Here is a 16985-nt window from a genome sequence, read left to right on the forward strand (position 1 = left end):
TTCAGGGAGAGGGCGGGGGAGAGGGCGTGCCCCGTGGCGATATTTCAGGTAGAAGCGGATTCCTCCGCGAAGGGCGAGCGGGCCGCCGGAGGTTATCCCGTTGGCAGCGAATTCCTGCGCGACGGTTTTCGCGGACAAGGTCCTGTCCTCCGAGGTCGCATACGAATTATAGGAGCGAGCAAAAGCGGTCAGCGCGCTGGGGTACCCACGTCACCCCAGTCGCTTCATCGTCAGCGTCACCGCCGCGATCCGCTCGGCCTGCTGGTAGGCCGGGCATTCCAGTTCCTCGCCGAAGACGTCCGGGTCCATCTCCTCGTAGCGCCAACTGACCGGCCGGTTGGCCAGCAGTGCATCGAGACGGCGGCGCAGCGGCGCGTCGCCATTGACCACCGCGGCACCGGTGTAGAGCAGCAACGACCCGCCCGGGGCGAGGCGCTCCAGTGCGGTCTCGACGATGCGCAGCGAGAGGCCGTCGCCCAGGTCGCCGCCGCCGTGGCGGTAGGTGCGTTCGTCCGGGTCGAGCAGGTAGGGCGGATTGGCGACTATCAGGTCGAACTGCCCGTCGATGGCATCCAGCAGGTTGCTCTGGCGGATCTGCAGATCGTCGATGCCGGCGAGGCAGGCGTTGGCGCGGGTGAAGTCCAGGGCGCGGGGGTTGATGTCCACCGCCGTGACTTCGGCGTCGGGGTAGGCCTGGGCGATGAGGATGGCCCCGGGGCCGGCGCCGCAGCCGATGTCCACGGCGCGGCGCACCGAGTCGGCCGGCTCGCTATCGAAATGGCGCTGCAGCGCCTGGGCGAAGCGATAGGTATCGGGGCCGAAGAACACCGCGTCGGATTCCAGCGTCGGGTAGGCCGAATGGGCGAAGAGCTGTCCGCCCAGGCTTGACCAGCGCACCGCGCTGCGCCACTGGCTGTCTTCGCGTTGCAGCAGGCCGCCGGTTTCCAGCAGCGCGAGCATGCGTTCGCTGATCACCGCGTCGGGGAACAACCGACTCCAGCCGAACACGCCTTGCAGGTTCTCGGCGACCTGGTTCTGCGGGCGCGAGTTGACTCGCGCGTGGGTCGCCGGGGTGACGGTGGTGAAGCAATAGTTCTCCGCGCGCAGTTCTTCTCCAAGGGTGATCAGGGCTTGCAGGCGCGTGTCGAAGAAGGCGGTCATGGTTCGATTCCCAGTTTGTCGGTGTAGATACGGGTCGCCAGCAGGCCGGCGGGGGTGAAGTGCGAGTGCGGCGCCATCAGCTGTACCAGGCGATGCATACGGCTGCGCGGTGAAAGGGTGGTGAGTTCGTTGAGCAGGGCGCGCTCTTCGAGGGCAAAGTCCGAATGCATCGGCGGCTCGCCGGCGATGGCCTTGTCGCTGCCACGCCAGGGGTTGCGCGGCTGCGGTTCGTTCCAGTCGCCGGCAATCCAGTCGTGCAGCAGTTGCCGCTCGTAGGGGTTGAATACCCCGAACATGGCCGCCCCATCGCCGGAAATCAGGTTCCACAAGCGGCTGTGGGCCGGGTCCTGGTGACGGTGGATCCAGCCCTGGCGCTCCAGCGCTGCGAGGAATTCGCCCATGCGCCCCGGGCCGGCCAGCCACTGGTTCACGGTGCGCCCGCCGATGCGGGCGCGGTCGTCGTGCATCTGCTTGGCAAAGGGGCGCTTGCGCTCGAGCATGGCGATCAGCTCGGCGTCCAGGTCGAAGCCATCGAGAATCTGCCGGTTGCCCAACCCGGCCTCGTTGAGGCGGTAGCCGGCGTGCACGCGGCGCAGGAATTCCTCCTGATCGGCCACCTGCGGCATGCACGCCTTGAGGGCCTGCAACGCCTTGCGCCCGTGGCCGCTGGCGGCGTTGTCGATGGTGACGTGGAGGCGGAAGTATTCCGGGTCGATGCCCAGTTCGCGCAGTTCGTAGCTGGTGATCATCAGGTGCAGCGGCGGCAGCTCGTAGCCCAGGTTGTATCCCAGCACTTCGGGCAGGAAGTCGTCCGCCAGATAACCCAGAGCGAGTTGCAGCGTACCCTGCAGGTAGTGCGCGTCACTGAGTTGCGGCGGGGCGTCGCAACCCAGGCTGTCGAGCAGGCGCTGGTAGATCACCACATGGTTGCGGGCGGGGATGCCGTGGCCCAGTTCTTCGAGGCAGATGTGCACCAGCGGCAGCAGGCGCGGGTCGCTCCAGTGCTCGAGGATCCCATAGAGCCAGGCTCCATCGACCTGCTTGGTGGGTGCCACTGCCTGCAGGAAATACAGCGCGTGGGCGCGGTTGCGGAAGTGTCGGCGCGGCGCGCCCTCGCGCCTGTCTTCCAGGTAGCTGGCGTAGGCGGCCGCGCTGCACTCCGCGCGGCTCGCCAGCCAGGCGTCCCAGTCTTGTGGGTCGGCGGGCAGCTCGTCGTCCTGCGATAGCTGTTGCTGCAACTGTTCCTGAAGGAATTCCGCCGCCATTTCCAGGTGGTTCTGCGGAGCGCGCAGCAAGGCGTCGTAGAGATCCTGGGTGGAACGGCGTGGGCGGCGGGGGGAGACGGCCTTGCGGGAAGCGGGCAGTGTCATGCTGGGCTCCTTGAGCGGGAATGCGGCTCTTTCCATTGCGAGTGGATGAGCGGGCAAAGGTTTCAACGAAATGACCGGTGCACCGCTGTGCTGTGACGCGGCTGAAAAGACTGAACGGCGACGGTCGCCTCGCGTCTGAGCGCTTAACCGCACAACAGGAAGCACCCCATGTCGCCACGTACCGGGCTGGCCCGTTTTGGTATCGAAGAGGAGTTCTTCCTGCTCGACCCACGCACACTGGATATCGCCCGCGATGTTCCCCTGGGCCTGCCCCATGCCTGCCGTGCAATTCTGGGTAGCGAGGTGAGCGAGGAAATCTTCGATTGCCAGCTGGAACTGGTGAGTCCGATCTTCCACGCCTTGCATCCGTCAGCGCAGCACCTGGCGGACCGTCGCAGCCGCCTGCGCGCCATCGTCAACGGCCACGGCCTGGAGCTGTTGTGCGCGGGGGCCCATCCCTTCAGCCAACTGCACCTGCAGGGCCCGCAGGTGCGCCCGCGCTATCGCAACCTGATCGAGGAGGAGGGTGTGGTGGCGCGGCAGAGCCTGCTGAGCGGGCTGCATGTTCACGTGGAAGTGCTGGGTGAAGATCGCGTGCGGGTGCTCAACAAGGTGCTGCCGTGGCTGCCGCTGCTGCTGGCGCTCAGTTGCTCCTCGCCCTTCTGGGGCGGGCGCGACAGCGGACTGTGCAGTTACCGCCAGGCGCTGTCCGGGGAATGGCCGCGCATGGGCATTCCACCGTATTTCGAGGACGAGGCGCGCTGGCAGCGCTTTCTGCGGCTGCTGCTGGAGCAGGGACTGATGGACGAACCCAGCCATGCCTGGTGGTTCCTGCGGCCCTCGGTACGCTATCCCACCCTGGAATTGCGCATAACCGACGCCTGTCCGCGGGTGGAGGATGCGCTGTGCATCGCCGGCCTGTTCCGCCTGCTGGTCGCCCAGGCACAGGCGGTGCCGGACCATCCCGATCCCCACTGGCAACGGGCGTTGCTGGCGGAAAACTGCTGGCAGGCGCGGCGCCATGGTGTGGCGGCGCGGTTTCTCCTGGGAGAGAGCCGCGTCGGGGAGGGGCTTCTGGACAAGCGCGCCGCGGCGAATGACGTGGGCAAGGGCGACAGCTGCGTGACGGCGCGGGACTGGCTCAGGCTGGCCCGGCATGCGTGCGAACCCTTTGCCGGCGCGGAGACCGAGTGGGTCTTCGCCCATGCACAGCGGATCATCCACGAGGGCACCAGCGCCGACCGCCAGCGCGCCGTGCATCGCGCCGCCCGCGAATCGGGCAGCACGGAGCAGCAGGCGCTGCGGGCGGTGGTCGAACACCTGCTGGCGGAGAACCGGAGTGCGCCCGACTACAGGGACTGACGGCGCCACCGGAACAACGCCACTGCGCGAGGCGGGCAGAGAATCAGGGCGCCTCGTTCAAAGCTTGCTGGCGGGCTGCGGAAAGATGCGGTTCCTGTTGGCTGTCTTCGGGTTCGATGTCCACCCATTCTTCCAGCGCCTGCTCGCCCGAGACTTTCGGATCGGGGTCGGGGATGTCGTTGGGATTTTTCATGGTCTACCTCGGCGATCTACCTGATGGCGTGCTGGAGTGCCCTGCTGTCATTTGCCCGAGAGCGCCCGTAGGCGTGCGCCGGCGACGACGATCTTGCGCGGCCGGTGGGTCGGATTGACGGGAACGAAGGTCTGCAGCTCGATGCGCTTGAGAAACCAGTCGACGTTCTCTTGCTCCAGCGGCCCTTCGACGGTCATCAGGTCGCGGCGGATGCGTTCCACCAGGTTGTTCAACAGCACCGCGCTGCTTTGTTCCTCCTGCTGAATGACGCGGGACATCAGGCGCTTGCCCGCCGCGTTGCGCAGGTTGATCAGCACGGTGCCGTCAGGGCGGATGAAGAACTGCGGTCGGTAATCGGTGAACAGAAGGCTCATGTGCTCGATGGCAGTGTCGCGGCAGTTGGACATGTCGGTGCCTCGTATGGCGGTGCGCGAACGCCAGTGGGGTGGCGCGGCTCGCATGGGTTGGAGCCTGGACCGTTGCATCAGCCGTTCCAGCCCGGCGCAGGTTGTCTCGTTTTCTTAACAGGTTGTTATTGCTGCGCTTGGTGTCGCTGTACTGGCCCCTGGTCATCAGCAAAGTGCAAGGTCACCGGGCAGGCGTGCGGGAAAATGCACGGCCGGCGCCTGCGTTCCGCTGGGACCTTCTGTCAGAAAGCTCGTATTCGCGAGAACCAGCCCGTCGGCAAAGCGACACTTGCCAGCACTGGCTATCAGCCAACTGCCCATGGCCTCGGCGCGTGGCTGGGCCAGGTGCCACCATTTCGCTTTGGCGCCAGCGGGCTAATGTGAGGGCTGGGGGACGGGAGACGGCCATGACTGAATTCAGACGCCTGGACGTGGAGGCCGTGCTGCACGACGCCTATCCATTGTTCAGCTTCTCGTGCTGCCGCGAAGAGGGTGGACGCTATTCCATTGCCTTGGGCAGCCAGCTGGCGAACATGCCGCGCACCACGGTGGTGGGCATTCACAGCGACGAATTGAGCAACGCCGGCCGCGTGCGCAGCCTCGGCATGGAATTGATCAATAGCTTCATCGACCCGTAACAACCCCCGCGGCGGCGCGTCCCGCTCCGCTGCCTCCCAGCAGAAAACCTGAACTCCCTGATTGCGCTCGGCTCAACCCAGCAGAGCGCAAGGGAGGCTGTCGCCATGAAACCTGAAGTCTGTCAATGCCCGGGCTGCATCTGCGAGCTCGACGGGGACGCGGTGCGCCGTGGCGATCGCTACTTCTGCGGCGAGGCGTGCGCCGAGGGCCACGGCCAGGACCAGTCCTGCCGCGATCCGGAGTGCCCTTGCGTCGACAAGGCGCGGGAGCGCAGGTCCCGCCAAGTACCGCCGGGCAAATTAGCGGCAAGCGGAGTACCGGTAAGCAAAGTGCCGGCCGACTCCCCGCAGGCCACGTCAGAGCCTGCCCCAGAAGAAACCTTCCGCGCCCGCGAACCCCTCTCGCCGGGACGGACCCTCCAGGAGAAACCCCATGACTGAACGACGCGAACAGCACATCGAGATCGATGACACCGAGGACCGCATGGGCAGCGTGCGGGAGCTGGATTTCGAGAAGGGCCCGGAGGGGCGCATCGGTGACGAGCGCTCGCCTGAAGACGTGGAACGCGACTTTCCCGCCCAGCGCCGCCGCGAAATGGGCCTGAGCGGTGGCGAAACGCTGGGCCGGGGCGAGACCGAGGACGGCGTGAGCATGGACGACTTGTCGCCCGAAACCCTGATCGACGAGGACGGCACCGAATCCCCGCTGGACCCGGCCGACAGCAAGCCGGCGGACAAGGAACTGTCCATCGTCCGCGAAAGCGAGATCGGCGGCGGCATCGGCCTGGACGAGGCCGAGGAAGGCCGGGTCCATCCGCTGGACGGCAAACCCTGGGACGAGTCCGACCCTGACGAGGAACAGTGAGCCATGGCCCGAGCCGAGACCCTCCACGAATATGCCCGCAAGCGCGACTTCAGCGGCACCCCCGAGCCCAGTGGTGAATCGGCTTCAGGCCATGCCGGGGAGTTCGCCTTCGTGGTACAGAAACATGATGCCAGCCACCTGCACTACGACTTCCGCCTCGAACTCGATGGCGTACTGAAAAGCTGGGCGGTGCCCAAGGGGCCTTGCCTGGACCCCAGCGTGAAGCGCCTGGCCGTCCAGGTGGAAGACCACCCGCTGGACTATGCGCGGTTCGAAGGGCATATCCCCGACGGGCATTACGGCGCGGGTGACGTCATCGTCTGGGACGAAGGCCGCTGGACGCCTATTGGCGACCCCCACGAGGGCATCCGGAGCGGGCACCTGAAATTCCGCCTGGACGGCAGCAAGCTCGCCGGCAGCTGGAACCTTGTCCGTACACGCATGGCCGGCCGGCAACCGCAGTGGTTCCTGATCAAGGGCCGCGACGACCAGGCGCGGGATTACCCGCGTTTCGACATCCTCGCCGAGGAGCCGCTCAGCGTGGTCACCGGTCAGTCGCTGCCCAGCGAGGCGGCAGCGGTGAAGAAGGCCGCACCCAGGAGCGGTCGCCCGGAAAGGGCGGCAGTCGCTCCGGCGAAGAAAACGACGAAGCAAGCCGCTTCGGGCAAGCGCGGCAGCGCCAGCTTGCCCGACGCGCTGTCGCCGGAGCTGGCCACCCTGGTCGAGGCGCCACCGCCCGGCGAATGGCGATACGAGATCAAGATCGACGGCTATCGCATCCTCGCCCGACTCGACCACGGCAAGGTACGGTTGCAGACCCGCAACGGCCACGATTGGTCCAGCAAGCTGCCCGAGCTGTGCGAGGCGCTGGCCGGGCTCGACGTGCAGTCGGCCTGGCTGGATGGGGAAATCCTGGTGATGGACGAAGAGGGCCGCCCGGACTTCCAGCGCTTGCAGAACGCCTTCGACGCGCACCTTTCTGAGCCGATCCACTACACCCTGTTCGACCTGCTCTGGCTGGATGGCGAGGATTACCGAGGCAAGCCGCTGGAGGAGCGCCGCGAAGCGCTGCAACAGGTGCTGCGCGGTAACGCCAGCCAATACCTGCGCTATTCCGAAGACTTCACCGACGACCCCCGGAGCATTCTCGACAGCGCCTGTCGCCTGGGGCTGGAAGGCCTGATCGGCAAGCGCGCCGGCAGCACCTATACCCAGAAGCGCTCCCGTGACTGGATCAAGCTCAAGTGCAAGCGGCGGCAGGAATTTGTCATCGTCGGCTACAGCGAACCCAAGGGCTCGCGTTCGCATTTCGGCGCCTTGCTGCTGGGCCTGCACGACAAGGATGGCGAGCTGCGCTACGCCGGCAAGGTGGGCACCGGCTTCAGCAGCACCAGCCTGAAAACCATCTACCAACAGCTCAAGCCCTTGCAGCGCAAAGCCTGCCCGTTGCATACGCCGCCTCGGGGCGCCGATGCCAAGGGGGTTACCTGGCTGCGACCGGAGCTGCTTTGCGAGGTGGCCTTCGCCGAGATCACCCGCGAAGGTCTGGTCCGCCAGGCGGTGTTCCATGGCCTGCGCAGTGACAAGCCCGCCCAGGCCATAGTCGAAGAGAAACCGCAGAAGGCGGCCAGAGCGCCCGGCAAAACCTCGGGCAAAACCTCGGGCAAAACCTCGGCCGGGGCAGGTGCCTCGACGGGCAACAAGGTCGAAGGCGTGACCATTACCCACCCCGACCGGGTGATCGACCCCACCAGCAAACTGCGCAAGATCGACGTCGCCCGCTATTACGAGAAGGCCGCCGAACGGATGCTGCCCTGGCTTGGCGACCGCCCCGTGTCGCTGGTACGGGCGCCGGATGGCGTGGGCGGCGAGCAGTTCTTCCAGCGGCATGCATCGCGCAACGCCATTCCCGGCGTCGACCTGCTGGACCCGAAGCTCGATCCGGGGCGCCCGGCACTGTTGCGCATCGCCAGCGCCAAGGGGCTGGTCGGCGCCGCGCAGATGGGAGCGCTGGAGATGCATACCTGGAACGCCGCAGTCGACGACCTGGAGAAACCCGACCGCTTCGTCCTCGACCTCGACCCGGACCCAAGCCTGCCCTGGTCCCGGATGATCGAGGCGACCCAGCTGACGCTGACGCTGCTCGACGAACTGGGCCTGCAGTCCTTCCTCAAGACCAGCGGCGGCAAAGGCATGCACATCCTCGTGCCGTTGCAGCGCAACCATGGCTGGGACGAGGTCAAGGACTTCGCCCACGCCATCAGCCGGCACATGGCCAGGATCATGCCGGACCGATTCAGCGCCGTGTCCGGGCCGAAGAACCGGGTCAAGCGCATCTTCATCGATTACCTGCGCAATGGCCGCAGCGCCAGCACGGTCTGTGTCTGGTCGGTGCGCGCGCGCGAAGGGCTGCCGGTATCGGTACCGGTGAGCCGCGAGGAGCTGGCCGAGCTCAAGGGCGCCAATCGCTGGACCATCGCGAACGTCGACGAGCGCCTCGCCGCAGCCGACCCCTGGGCCGACTGGAGCAAGACCCGCCAGCGCCTGACGCGCAGGATGTGGGATCAGCTCGAGGGCTGAATCGAAAGGCTAGGGTGCCTGCGAGGCCACGAGCTGGTCGGCCAGCTCACGCTGGTGATAGAGCATCGGCAGCCAGAGCCGGGCGAAGCCTTGCAGGTCCGGGTCGGCGCTGCGCCTGCTCATGCGGTCGAAGGCTTCCACCGCGGCCTTGCTCGCCTCCAGCTGCGCCACCGCGTAGTCATGGTCGAAGCGTTCGCTCCCGGCCAGTTGCGCCTGCGTTCCTTGCTGTTTGAGCGGAGCATCCGCCTGCGCCGGCACACCTTTCTTCTGCGCCAGGGTCTGCAGGTCGCGCAGCAGATTGGAGTGCTCGTCCAGCACGCCCTGGGCCTGGTCGCGCACCGCCAGCGTCTTGCCGTAGCGGATCGCCTGCTGGGCCCGGGCGAGCTGCTGCTGGCTGTTGCGCAGGGCTTCGGAGATGAAGGCCGATTCGCTTGACGGTTCTTGCGCCGGGGTGGCGCTGCCGAACAGCAGCAGGCCCAGCAGCAGCGGGCCGAGCAGGGTCGACAGTCTGGAATGCGTCATCGCCGTTCTCCTTGTTCTCCAGTGGGATACCGCGATGGACGCGGACACGGCGCGGGGGTTCAGAAAAGCCGGTTGGCGGCCGGCACCGCTCGCGAAAAAGCCTGAACTACGCCCGTGCCCGCCGGCCTACCCAGTGAGCCCAGCCCAGACCCGGGAGGTCACCATGAACGATCAACCCTGCTCCTGCCCCGGCTGCTCCTGCAGCCTGGGCGCCAACGCCGTCTACCGCGAAGGCCGCGCCTATTGCTGCCAGGCCTGCGCCGACGGCCACCCCGAAGGCGAAAAACGCTGCCAGGACCCGCACTGCCACTGCGGCGAGCAGAAACCGCCACGCGTCTGACATTCGACAGTTGGACCTTCATCGATGCCCCGGCGGCATCCCAAGGAGAACGGCATGAGCGATACCCAGACCCTTCCGCCCCAGCACCAGGACCAGCAACCCGGCAGCGAGGAGCAGATGCAGCCGCATCCCGAGTTCGTCTCCAGCCAGTACCGCGCCGCCGGCAAGCTGGCCGGCAAGGTGGCGATAGTCACCGGCGGCGACAGTGGCATCGGCCGCGCCGTGGCGGTGACCTTCGCCCGCGAGCGCGCCGACGTGGTGCTGCTTTACCTGAATGAATCCGAGGATGCGCTCAAGACCTGCCAGGTCATCGAATCCCTCGGCCAGCAATGCCTGGAAATGGCCGGTGACGTCGCCGATGCCGGCTTCTGCGCGGAGGTCGCACGCAAGGTGCAGGAGCGCTGGGGGCGCGTCGATATCCTGGTGAACAACGCCGGCGAGCAGCACCCGCAGGAATCACTGGAGGACATCAGCGAAGCGCAATGGGAGAAGACCTTCCGCACCAACATCTTCGGCATGTTCCAGCTGACCAAGGCGGTGCTGCCGCTGATGGGCGAGGGCGGGGCGATCGTCAACACCACCTCGATCACCGCCTACAAGGGCAATCCGAAGCTGATCGACTATTCCTCCACCAAGGGCGCGATTACTGCCTTCACCCGCTCCCTGGCGATGAACCTGGTCAAGCGCGGCATCCGCGTCAATGCCGTCGCGCCGGGGCCGATCTGGACGCCGCTGATCCCCTCGACCTTCAGCGCCGAGGAAGTGGCCCGGTTCGGCGCCAATACCCCCATGGGTCGGCCCGGCCAGCCGGAGGAGCTGGCGCCGGCCTACGTCTACCTCGCCAGCAGCGATTCCTCCTACGTCAGCGGGCAGGTGCTGCACGTGAATGGCGGGACGGTGGTCAACGGCTGAGCCGCCGACCACCGCGCCGGACTCACGGGTTCCGGCTCAACGCACAAGCCGCGGCAAGGAGGCCGGCGGCCGCGGCGAGGATCGCCACGGTCTGCCACGGATGCTCGCCGACGTAGTCGCTGCCGGCCTGCACGGCGCGCCGGCTGCGCTGCATCAGGTGGTCGCTGGTTTCGCGGCTCTGGTCGACCAGCCCGCGCAGTTTCGCCTTGAACACCGGAAGCTCGTCCACGGCGAGGTCGCGGCCGCTTTCCAGCAGGCTTTCCAGGTCGCGTACCAGCGATTGCAGTTCATTCACGCCACTGTGGCGCGAGGAAGGGGACCATCGATAGCTGCCCATAAGACTTTCTCCTGGTAAGTCGTCGGAAGTGGATTTCGCTGGCTGATGCTCAGGCCGCCTTGCGCAAGGCCTCGATCAGCTCGTGCTTGCGCATGGTCGAGCGGCCGCTGATCTGCCGGGTGCGGGCGCGGTTGAGCAACTCGGCCTTGGTCATGGATTCCAGCGACTGGTCCGGACGTGGTACGCCTCGCTTGGTGGCCACCGCCCGGCGCGCGGAGGATTTGCGCGACTGGCTCTTGGCCTGGGGACTCTTGCGCTGGCCCGAGCCGCCTTTGCGCTCGCCGCCGCCGGACTGCTTGTTCACCGTGGCCCAGGCACGCGCCTCGGCTTCGCCTTGGGAAACACCACGCTCTTCGTAGCTTTCCTCGATGTGCTCGGCCTTGCGCTTCTGCTTGTCGGTGTACTTGTCTTTGCTGCCGCGTGGCATGGCTGTTCTCCTCTTGTCTCTGCTGGAAGGGCGCGGGAACTGGAGCACTCCCGCGCCGGGCCGGCAATCTGCCGCCCACAAGGGGGAGAAACCGCTCGTCGCCGAGCGTTCAGCGATTCTGATGAACGGAGGCGCCCGCCCGGCGAAAAGGTCTGAACTGATCGTTTTCGCCGTGGACAGATGCACTGGGGTACGTTGCGCTTTGCCGGCCCGCGCCCCTTTCCCGCCCACATCAGGAGACGGCAATGGCCCTGGACAGCACCCCCGATCAGTCGGAAGTCGAAATCTTCAAGCACGCCGTGCTCACCCGCCTGCGCTACGCCGTGGGCAAGGACCCGGCCGACGCCTTCGACCACGACTGGTTCGAGGCGGTCGCCCTGGCCGCGCGCAAGTACCAGGTGGACCGCTGGGAAGAGGCCACCCGCGCGATCAATCGCAGCGACCGCAAGCACGTCTACTACCTGTCGCTGGAGTTCCTCATCGGCCGCCTGCTGATCGACAACCTGAGCAACCTCGGCCTGCTGGACGTCGCCCGCCAGGCGCTGTCGGAGCTGGGCGTGGACCTGGAACGCATCCGCCTGCTGGAGCCCGACGCCGCGCTGGGCAACGGTGGCCTGGGACGCCTGGCGGCGTGTTTCATGGAAAGCATGGCCACCCTGGATATTCCGGCCCACGGCTATGGCATCCGCTACGAACACGGCCTGTTCAAGCAGGCGATCGGCGACGGCTGGCAGCAGGAGCTCACCGAAACCTGGCTGGACTTCGGCAATCCCTGGGAATTCGAGCGGCCCGAGTGCAGCTTCAGTGTCGGTTTCGGCGGCGCCGTGTACAGCGAGCCGGACGCCAACGGTGTCGAACGCCAGCGCTGGGCGCCGGTGGAGCGGGTGAGGGCGGTCGCCTACGACATGCCCATCGTCGGCTGGCGCGGCGCCAGCGTGAACACCCTGCGCCTGTGGCGCGCCCGTGCCGAGCAAACCCTGCACCTGGAGCGCTTCAATGCGGGCGATTACCTCGGTGCGGTGGCCGACACGGTGCGCGCCGAAAGCATCTCGCGCGTGCTTTATCCGGCTGACAGCACCGAGGCCGGCCAGGAGCTGCGCCTGCGCCAGGAGTATTTCTTCGTCAGCGCCTCGCTGCAGGACCTGATGCAGCGCCACCTGGGCAACGGCGAGGAGATCCGTGGCCTGCCCGAGCGCGTGGCCATCCAGCTCAACGACACCCACCCGGCCATCGCCGTCGCCGAACTGATGCGCCTGCTGCTGGACGAACGCGCCCTGGAATGGGAGCAGGCGTGGGAACTGACCGTGGCAACGCTGTCCTACACCAACCACACGCTGCTACCCGAAGCGCTGGAATCCTGGCCGGTAGGACTGATGGAGCGCCTGCTGCCGCGGCACATGCAGATCATCTATCTGATCAACGCCTTCCACATCGACGCCCTGCGCGCCAAGGACATCCATGACTTCAGCCTGCTGCGCTCGGTGTCGCTGATCGAGGAAGACCACGGCCGCCGCGTGCGCATGGGTAACCTCGCGTTCCTCGGCTCGCACAGCGTCAACGGCGTGTCCGCGCTGCACACCGAGCTGATGCGCGAGACGGTGTTCCGCGACCTGCACCGGCTCTATCCGAACCGCATCAGCAACAAGACCAACGGCGTGACCTTCCGCCGCTGGCTGTTCCAGACCAACCCCGAACTGACCCAACTGCTGGTGGAAACCCTCGGCGAAGACGTTCTGGACAACCCGGAGAATCGCCTGCGCGACCTTGCCGCCTTCGCCGAGAAGACCGCCGTGCGCCAGCGCTTCGCCCAGCAGCGGCGCAACGCCAAGGAACGCCTGGCGGGACTGATCGAGGAGCGGCTGGGCGTGCGGGTCGACCCCGATGCCCTGTTCGACGTGCACGTCAAGCGCATCCACGAGTACAAGCGCCAGCTGCTCAACCTGCTGCACACCGTGGCGCTCTACCAGGACATCCGCAACGACCCCACCACCGAGCGCGTGCCGCGGGTGAAGATATTCGCCGGCAAGGCCGCGCCCAGCTACGTGCTGGCCAAGCTCATCATCAAGCTGGCCAACGACATCAGCCGCACGGTCAATGCCGACCCCACCGTGCGCGGGTTGCTCAAGGTGGTGTTCATCCCCAACTACAACGTCAGCCTGGCCGAGTCGATCATTCCGGCGGCCGATCTTTCCGAACAGATTTCCACGGCGGGCCTGGAAGCCTCGGGCACCAGCAACATGAAGTTCGCGCTGAACGGCGCACTGACCATCGGCACCCTGGACGGCGCCAACGTCGAGATGTGCGAGCGCATTGGCCCGGAAAACATGTTCATCTTCGGCCTCAAGGCCCAGCAGGTAGTGGCGCGCAAGCGCACCGGGGACCTGGCCATGCACAACGAGATCGCCGCCTCGCCGCGCCTGGAAGAGGCGCTGCGTTCGGTGGGCAGCGGGATCTTCTCGCCGGACGATCCGCAGCGCTACACCGCCCTGGTGGACAGCCTGCGCTACGACGACCGCTTCCTGGTCTGCGCGGATTTCGACGCCTATTGGGACGCCCAGGAGCGCGTCGAGCAACTCTGGAGAAAACCCTCGCGCTGGTGGAAAGCTTCTATGCTCAACACCGCGCGGGTCGGCTGGTTCTCATCCGACCGCACCATCCGCGAGTACGCCCAGGACATCTGGAAAGTATCGACGGGACAACAAGAATAAGGTGCGACGATTGGCGGCAGTTCGCGGGGCAGCGTAGCGGTGTTCGCTTGTGTAGGATGCCGCCCGCCACGCCATGAGCACTTCAAGAACCGGGAGACGACCGCCGATGCTGATCCGTGACCTTCGCGACGACGACATGGACCGGGTGCTGGATATCTGGCTGCGAGCCTCGCAGCAGGCCCACGACTTCATCGACGCCGATTTCTGGCAGCAACGCCTGCAGGACATGCGCGATGTCTATCTGCCTGCCGCCGCGTCACGCGTCGTCGAGAGCGACGGTTGCGTGAGTGGTTTCTACAGCCTGCACGATGGCGCACTGGCCGCGCTGTTCATCGCCCCGGAATGCCAGGGCAGGGGTCTGGGCTCGCACCTGCTGAGCGACGCCAAGGTTCACCTGCCGATGCTGGAGCTGTCGGTCTATTCGGCCAATGCCGGCGCGGTGGCCTTCTACCGGCGGCATGGCTTCGAGGTGCTGGAAGAGCGCGCCGACGAGCACACCGGCCATCCGGAGATACGCATGGGCTGGACCGCGCGCCCGACAGTCTGCGGATACTGAAGCAGGGCGCGGGCGCTGTGCTGCTGGCGGTTGCCGGCCTCGCCAACGCCATGGATGGCAAGGGCAACTCCTCCGACCACTTCACCGTCGGCAGCAGCCTCGGCACGGCCGCCGTCGGCGAGTCCACCAGCCAGTCGCCGCGCGCTGCCTATCAGCACGCCCGCGACGATGCGCTGGCCTATGTCGCTACTGCCGGGCTGATCCACGGCGCCCAACTCGAACAAGCCCTGCATCTGTATCGCAGCGAGCATCCGCAATCGCCCCTGAGCGACCTGCAGGTGGCCGAGGCCATCGCCAGCCAGGGCTGAGTTCTCTACCTACAAGGAATCAATCCGGCTTGCATTCGTGAGCTGGAGTCAATTGATTTTGCCGAAATGACGTCTTAATCCCCGCCGGTAAAGCCCGCAGACTGCCTTCCATTCGAACGATCGAGTGGTTCGCGGCACTGCACCGGGCCCCGCGAACTTCCCGATCGCGCCTCTTGCCGCTGAAGGAGTCCGCCATGAGCACCCACGCATCCCCGCTGTTCCAGTCCTATTCCCTGGGTGGCCTCGAACTGCCCAACCGCATCGTCATGCCGCCGATGACCCGCTCACGCGCCAGCCAGCCGGGCGACGTGCCCAACGAGCTGATGGCGGAGTATTACGCCCAGCGCGCCGGCGCCGGGCTGATCGTCAGCGAGGGCACCTGGATTTCCCCGCTGGGCAAGGGCTACGCTTGGACCCCGGGCATCCACACCCCGCCCCAGGTCGCCGGCTGGCGCAAGGTCACCCAGGCCGTGCATGCCGCCGGCGGGCGCATCTTCGCCCAGCTCTGGCACGTCGGCCGGCTCAGCCACATCAGCCTGCTCGACGGCCAGTCGCCGGTGTCTTCCTCGGCAATGCAGGCTGAAGGCGTCAACGTCTTCGTCGCCGAGAACGACGGCACACCCGGCTTCGTCCAGGCCTCGAAACCCCGTGCGCTGAAGGTGGAGGAAATCCACGCCATCGTCGACGAGTACCGCCAGGCCGCGCGCAACGCCATGGCTGCCGGCTTCGACGGTGTCGAGCTGCACGCCGCCAACGGCTACCTGGTCAACCAGTTCATCGACTCCAACGCCAACGACCGCACCGACCAATACGGCGGCTCGCTGGAGAACCGCCTGCGCTTCCTCGCCGAAGTGACCAGGGCGCTGGTGGAAGGCACCGGTGACAAGGGCCGCGTGGGCATCCGCCTGGCGCCGCTGACCACCCTGAACGGCTGTTCCGACGCCGACCCGCAAACCACCTACCTGGCCGCCGCGCGCCTGCTGGGCGAGATCGGCGTGGGCTACATCCATATCGCCGAAGCCGACTGGGACGACGCCCCGCATATGCCGCTCGAGTTCAAGCGCCGCCTGCGGGAAGTGTTCCCCGGCGCGCTGATCTACGCCGGCAAGTACACCGCCGAGCGTGCCACTGCCGCGCTGAATGAAGGCTGGGCCGACCTGATCGCCTTCGGCCGGCCCTTCGTTGCCAACCCAGACCTGCCCGAACGCCTGCGCCTGGGCGCACCGCTCAGCACGCACCAGCGCGAAACCCTGTTCGGCGGCGGCGCCCACGGGCTTACCGATTACCCGCGCCTGACTGCCTGAACTGCATCACTGCCTGAAGACAGGAATCCGAACATGAAAGCCCTCGCGACATTCACCCTCGCCGCCTTGTTGCCGCTGGCCATGCAGAGCGCCTCGGCAGAAGACTGGTACCCGTCCGTCTACGGCGCCAACGACGAGATCGGCGCCGCCAACCTGCTCACCCCGGCGGTGACCCGGCAGGCCGTGGAGCTGGTGAAGACCGGCAAGACCTACCCGCTGGCCGTGCCGGTGGACAAGCACCTGCCGGCCTTCCGCCACCGCAGCTTCCACCTGTACAACATCCAGCCGGGCGAGCAGGACGGGCAGACGCTGGGCCCGAACCAGTTCACCTTCAACGATGAACTGGTGAACGCCTGGACCGGTGTCGGTACCCAGCTCAACGGCATCGGCCACATCGGCATCGACAACCGCTACTACAACGGCAACCGCGCCGCCGACTTCGTCACCGTCGAGGGCGTGAAGAAACTCGGCATCGAGAAGGTGCCGCCTTTCGTGACCCGCGGCGTGGTGCTGGACATGACGGCGCACTACGGCAAGGCCATCGTCCCCGGCGGCACCGAGTTCAGCGTCGCCGACATCCAGGCGGTACTGAAGAAGGAAGGCCTGACCCTGCGCAAGGGCGACGTGGTGCTGTTCAACACCGGCTGGCTGGAGCTGATCGGCAAGGACAACAAGCAGTTCCTCGAAATCGAACCGGGCATCGGCATGGAAGCGGCCAAATGGCTGGCCGACCAGGGCATAGTCGCCTTCGGCGGCGACACCTGGGCCTCGGAGGTTTACCCGAACCCGCACGGCAAGGACGAGTTCCCGGTCAACCAGTACCTGCTGGCCAAGCGCGGCATCTACAACCTGGAACTGATCGACAGCCGCGCGCTGGTGCGCGATCAGGCCTGGGAATTCCTCTTCGTCCTCGGCCAGCCGCTGTACGTCGGCTCGACTCAGGTCAACATCAACCCGGTGGCGATCAGATGACGGAAAAGCCCCGGCCAATGAGC

General features: G+C 66.5%; 19 protein-coding genes. 12 read left to right on the plus strand and 7 right to left on the minus strand.

Annotation, left to right across the window (positions count from 1 at the left end):
• Positions 1 to 210 precede the first annotated feature (210 nt).
• Both C167_RS0108510 and C167_RS0108515 read right to left on the minus strand, forming a co-directional pair.
• Positions 211 to 1161: a class I SAM-dependent methyltransferase gene (locus C167_RS0108510; RefSeq protein ID WP_017517845.1), complete on the minus strand. Its 951-nt coding sequence runs from the start codon at positions 1159 to 1161 to the stop codon at positions 211 to 213.
• Positions 1158 to 2531 (minus strand): iron-containing redox enzyme family protein, encoded by a 1374-nt coding sequence (locus tag C167_RS0108515; RefSeq protein ID WP_017517846.1) that lies wholly within the window; start codon positions 2529 to 2531, stop codon positions 1158 to 1160. Before C167_RS0108515 ends, C167_RS0108510 begins: the two co-directional genes overlap by 4 nt.
• Positions 2532 to 2699: 168 nt before the next feature.
• Here C167_RS0108515 and C167_RS0108520 point away from each other — a divergent pair, with 168 nt between their 5' ends.
• Positions 2700 to 3893, plus strand: a complete 1194-nt coding sequence (locus C167_RS0108520) for a YbdK family carboxylate-amine ligase (RefSeq protein WP_017517847.1) — start codon at positions 2700 to 2702, stop codon at positions 3891 to 3893.
• A gap of 43 nt (positions 3894 to 3936) precedes the next feature.
• On the opposite strand, the gene C167_RS34835 is transcribed toward C167_RS0108520, so the two are convergent.
• Complete coding sequence (locus C167_RS34835) at positions 3937 to 4086, minus strand: hypothetical protein (RefSeq protein ID WP_017517848.1); 150 nt, start codon at positions 4084 to 4086, stop codon at positions 3937 to 3939.
• A 47-nt stretch (positions 4087 to 4133) separates the two neighbouring features.
• Positions 4134 to 4493 carry a DUF3509 domain-containing protein gene (locus C167_RS0108530; protein ID WP_017517849.1) on the minus strand — a complete coding sequence of 120 codons (360 nt, stop codon included), beginning with the start codon at positions 4491 to 4493 and terminating at the stop codon, positions 4134 to 4136.
• A gap of 407 nt (positions 4494 to 4900) precedes the next feature.
• Between C167_RS0108530 and C167_RS0108535 the strand changes: the two genes are divergently transcribed.
• The 4 genes from C167_RS0108535 to ligD all read left to right on the plus strand — a co-directional run bounded on the left by C167_RS0108535 (position 4901) and on the right by ligD (position 8576).
• Entirely contained in the window at positions 4901 to 5131 is a 231-nt protein-coding gene (locus C167_RS0108535; RefSeq protein ID WP_017517850.1) for a hypothetical protein, read from the plus strand.
• A 105-nt stretch (positions 5132 to 5236) separates the two neighbouring features.
• Complete coding sequence (locus tag C167_RS33655; protein WP_081596652.1) at positions 5237 to 5572, plus strand: hypothetical protein; 336 nt, start codon at positions 5237 to 5239, stop codon at positions 5570 to 5572.
• Positions 5565 to 5996, plus strand: a complete 432-nt coding sequence (locus C167_RS0108540) for a hypothetical protein (protein WP_017517851.1) — start codon at positions 5565 to 5567, stop codon at positions 5994 to 5996. Before C167_RS33655 ends, C167_RS0108540 begins: the two co-directional genes overlap by 8 nt.
• 3 nt (positions 5997 to 5999) lie before the next feature.
• Positions 6000 to 8576, plus strand: a complete 2577-nt coding sequence (ligD, locus tag C167_RS0108545) for a DNA ligase D (protein WP_017517852.1) — start codon at positions 6000 to 6002, stop codon at positions 8574 to 8576.
• Positions 8577 to 8585: 9 nt separating this feature from the next.
• On the opposite strand, the gene C167_RS0108550 is transcribed toward ligD, so the two are convergent.
• Entirely contained in the window at positions 8586 to 9098 is a 513-nt protein-coding gene (locus tag C167_RS0108550; RefSeq protein ID WP_017517853.1) for a DUF4142 domain-containing protein, read from the minus strand.
• A 163-nt stretch (positions 9099 to 9261) separates the two neighbouring features.
• Between C167_RS0108550 and C167_RS32345 the strand changes: the two genes are divergently transcribed.
• Positions 9262 to 9438 carry a hypothetical protein gene (locus C167_RS32345; RefSeq protein WP_017517854.1) on the plus strand — a complete coding sequence of 59 codons (177 nt, stop codon included), beginning with the start codon at positions 9262 to 9264 and terminating at the stop codon, positions 9436 to 9438.
• Between the two features lie 54 nt (positions 9439 to 9492).
• Positions 9493 to 10350: an SDR family oxidoreductase gene (locus C167_RS0108560; protein WP_017517855.1), complete on the plus strand. Its 858-nt coding sequence runs from the start codon at positions 9493 to 9495 to the stop codon at positions 10348 to 10350.
• 22 nt (positions 10351 to 10372) lie between these two features.
• Here the strand turns inward: C167_RS0108560 and C167_RS0108565 are convergent, their stop codons facing one another.
• Together C167_RS0108565 and C167_RS0108570 are read right to left on the minus strand one after the other, a co-directional pair.
• Positions 10373 to 10687 (minus strand): DUF883 family protein, encoded by a 315-nt coding sequence (locus tag C167_RS0108565; protein WP_017517856.1) that lies wholly within the window; start codon positions 10685 to 10687, stop codon positions 10373 to 10375.
• Between the two features lie 49 nt (positions 10688 to 10736).
• Positions 10737 to 11114, minus strand: a complete 378-nt coding sequence (locus C167_RS0108570) for a Rho termination factor N-terminal domain-containing protein (protein WP_017517857.1) — start codon at positions 11112 to 11114, stop codon at positions 10737 to 10739.
• Between the two features lie 245 nt (positions 11115 to 11359).
• Here C167_RS0108570 and C167_RS0108575 point away from each other — a divergent pair, with 245 nt between their 5' ends.
• From C167_RS0108575 to C167_RS0108595, 5 genes are all read left to right on the plus strand, one after another.
• Complete coding sequence (locus C167_RS0108575; RefSeq protein ID WP_017517858.1) at positions 11360 to 13822, plus strand: glycogen/starch/alpha-glucan phosphorylase; 2463 nt, start codon at positions 11360 to 11362, stop codon at positions 13820 to 13822.
• A gap of 109 nt (positions 13823 to 13931) precedes the next feature.
• Complete coding sequence (locus C167_RS0108580; RefSeq protein WP_026078899.1) at positions 13932 to 14378, plus strand: N-acetyltransferase; 447 nt, start codon at positions 13932 to 13934, stop codon at positions 14376 to 14378.
• Positions 14379 to 14395: 17 nt separating this feature from the next.
• Positions 14396 to 14686 carry a DUF2388 domain-containing protein gene (locus C167_RS0108585; RefSeq protein WP_017517860.1) on the plus strand — a complete coding sequence of 97 codons (291 nt, stop codon included), beginning with the start codon at positions 14396 to 14398 and terminating at the stop codon, positions 14684 to 14686.
• A 194-nt stretch (positions 14687 to 14880) separates the two neighbouring features.
• Positions 14881 to 15990, plus strand: coding sequence for an alkene reductase (locus C167_RS0108590; protein WP_017517861.1), 1110 nt, complete (start codon positions 14881 to 14883; stop codon positions 15988 to 15990).
• A gap of 33 nt (positions 15991 to 16023) precedes the next feature.
• The gene (locus C167_RS0108595) at positions 16024 to 16962 is read left to right on the plus strand and encodes a cyclase family protein (RefSeq protein WP_017517862.1); all 939 of its coding nucleotides are present in this window, start codon (positions 16024 to 16026) and stop codon (positions 16960 to 16962) included.
• Positions 16963 to 16985: the final 23 nt, after the last annotated feature.

Origin of the sequence: Pseudomonas nitroreducens TX1 (assembly GCF_000313755.1) — a bacterium.
In the GTDB taxonomy this organism is placed as follows: Bacteria; Pseudomonadota; Gammaproteobacteria; order Pseudomonadales; family Pseudomonadaceae; genus Pseudomonas; species Pseudomonas nitroreducens_A.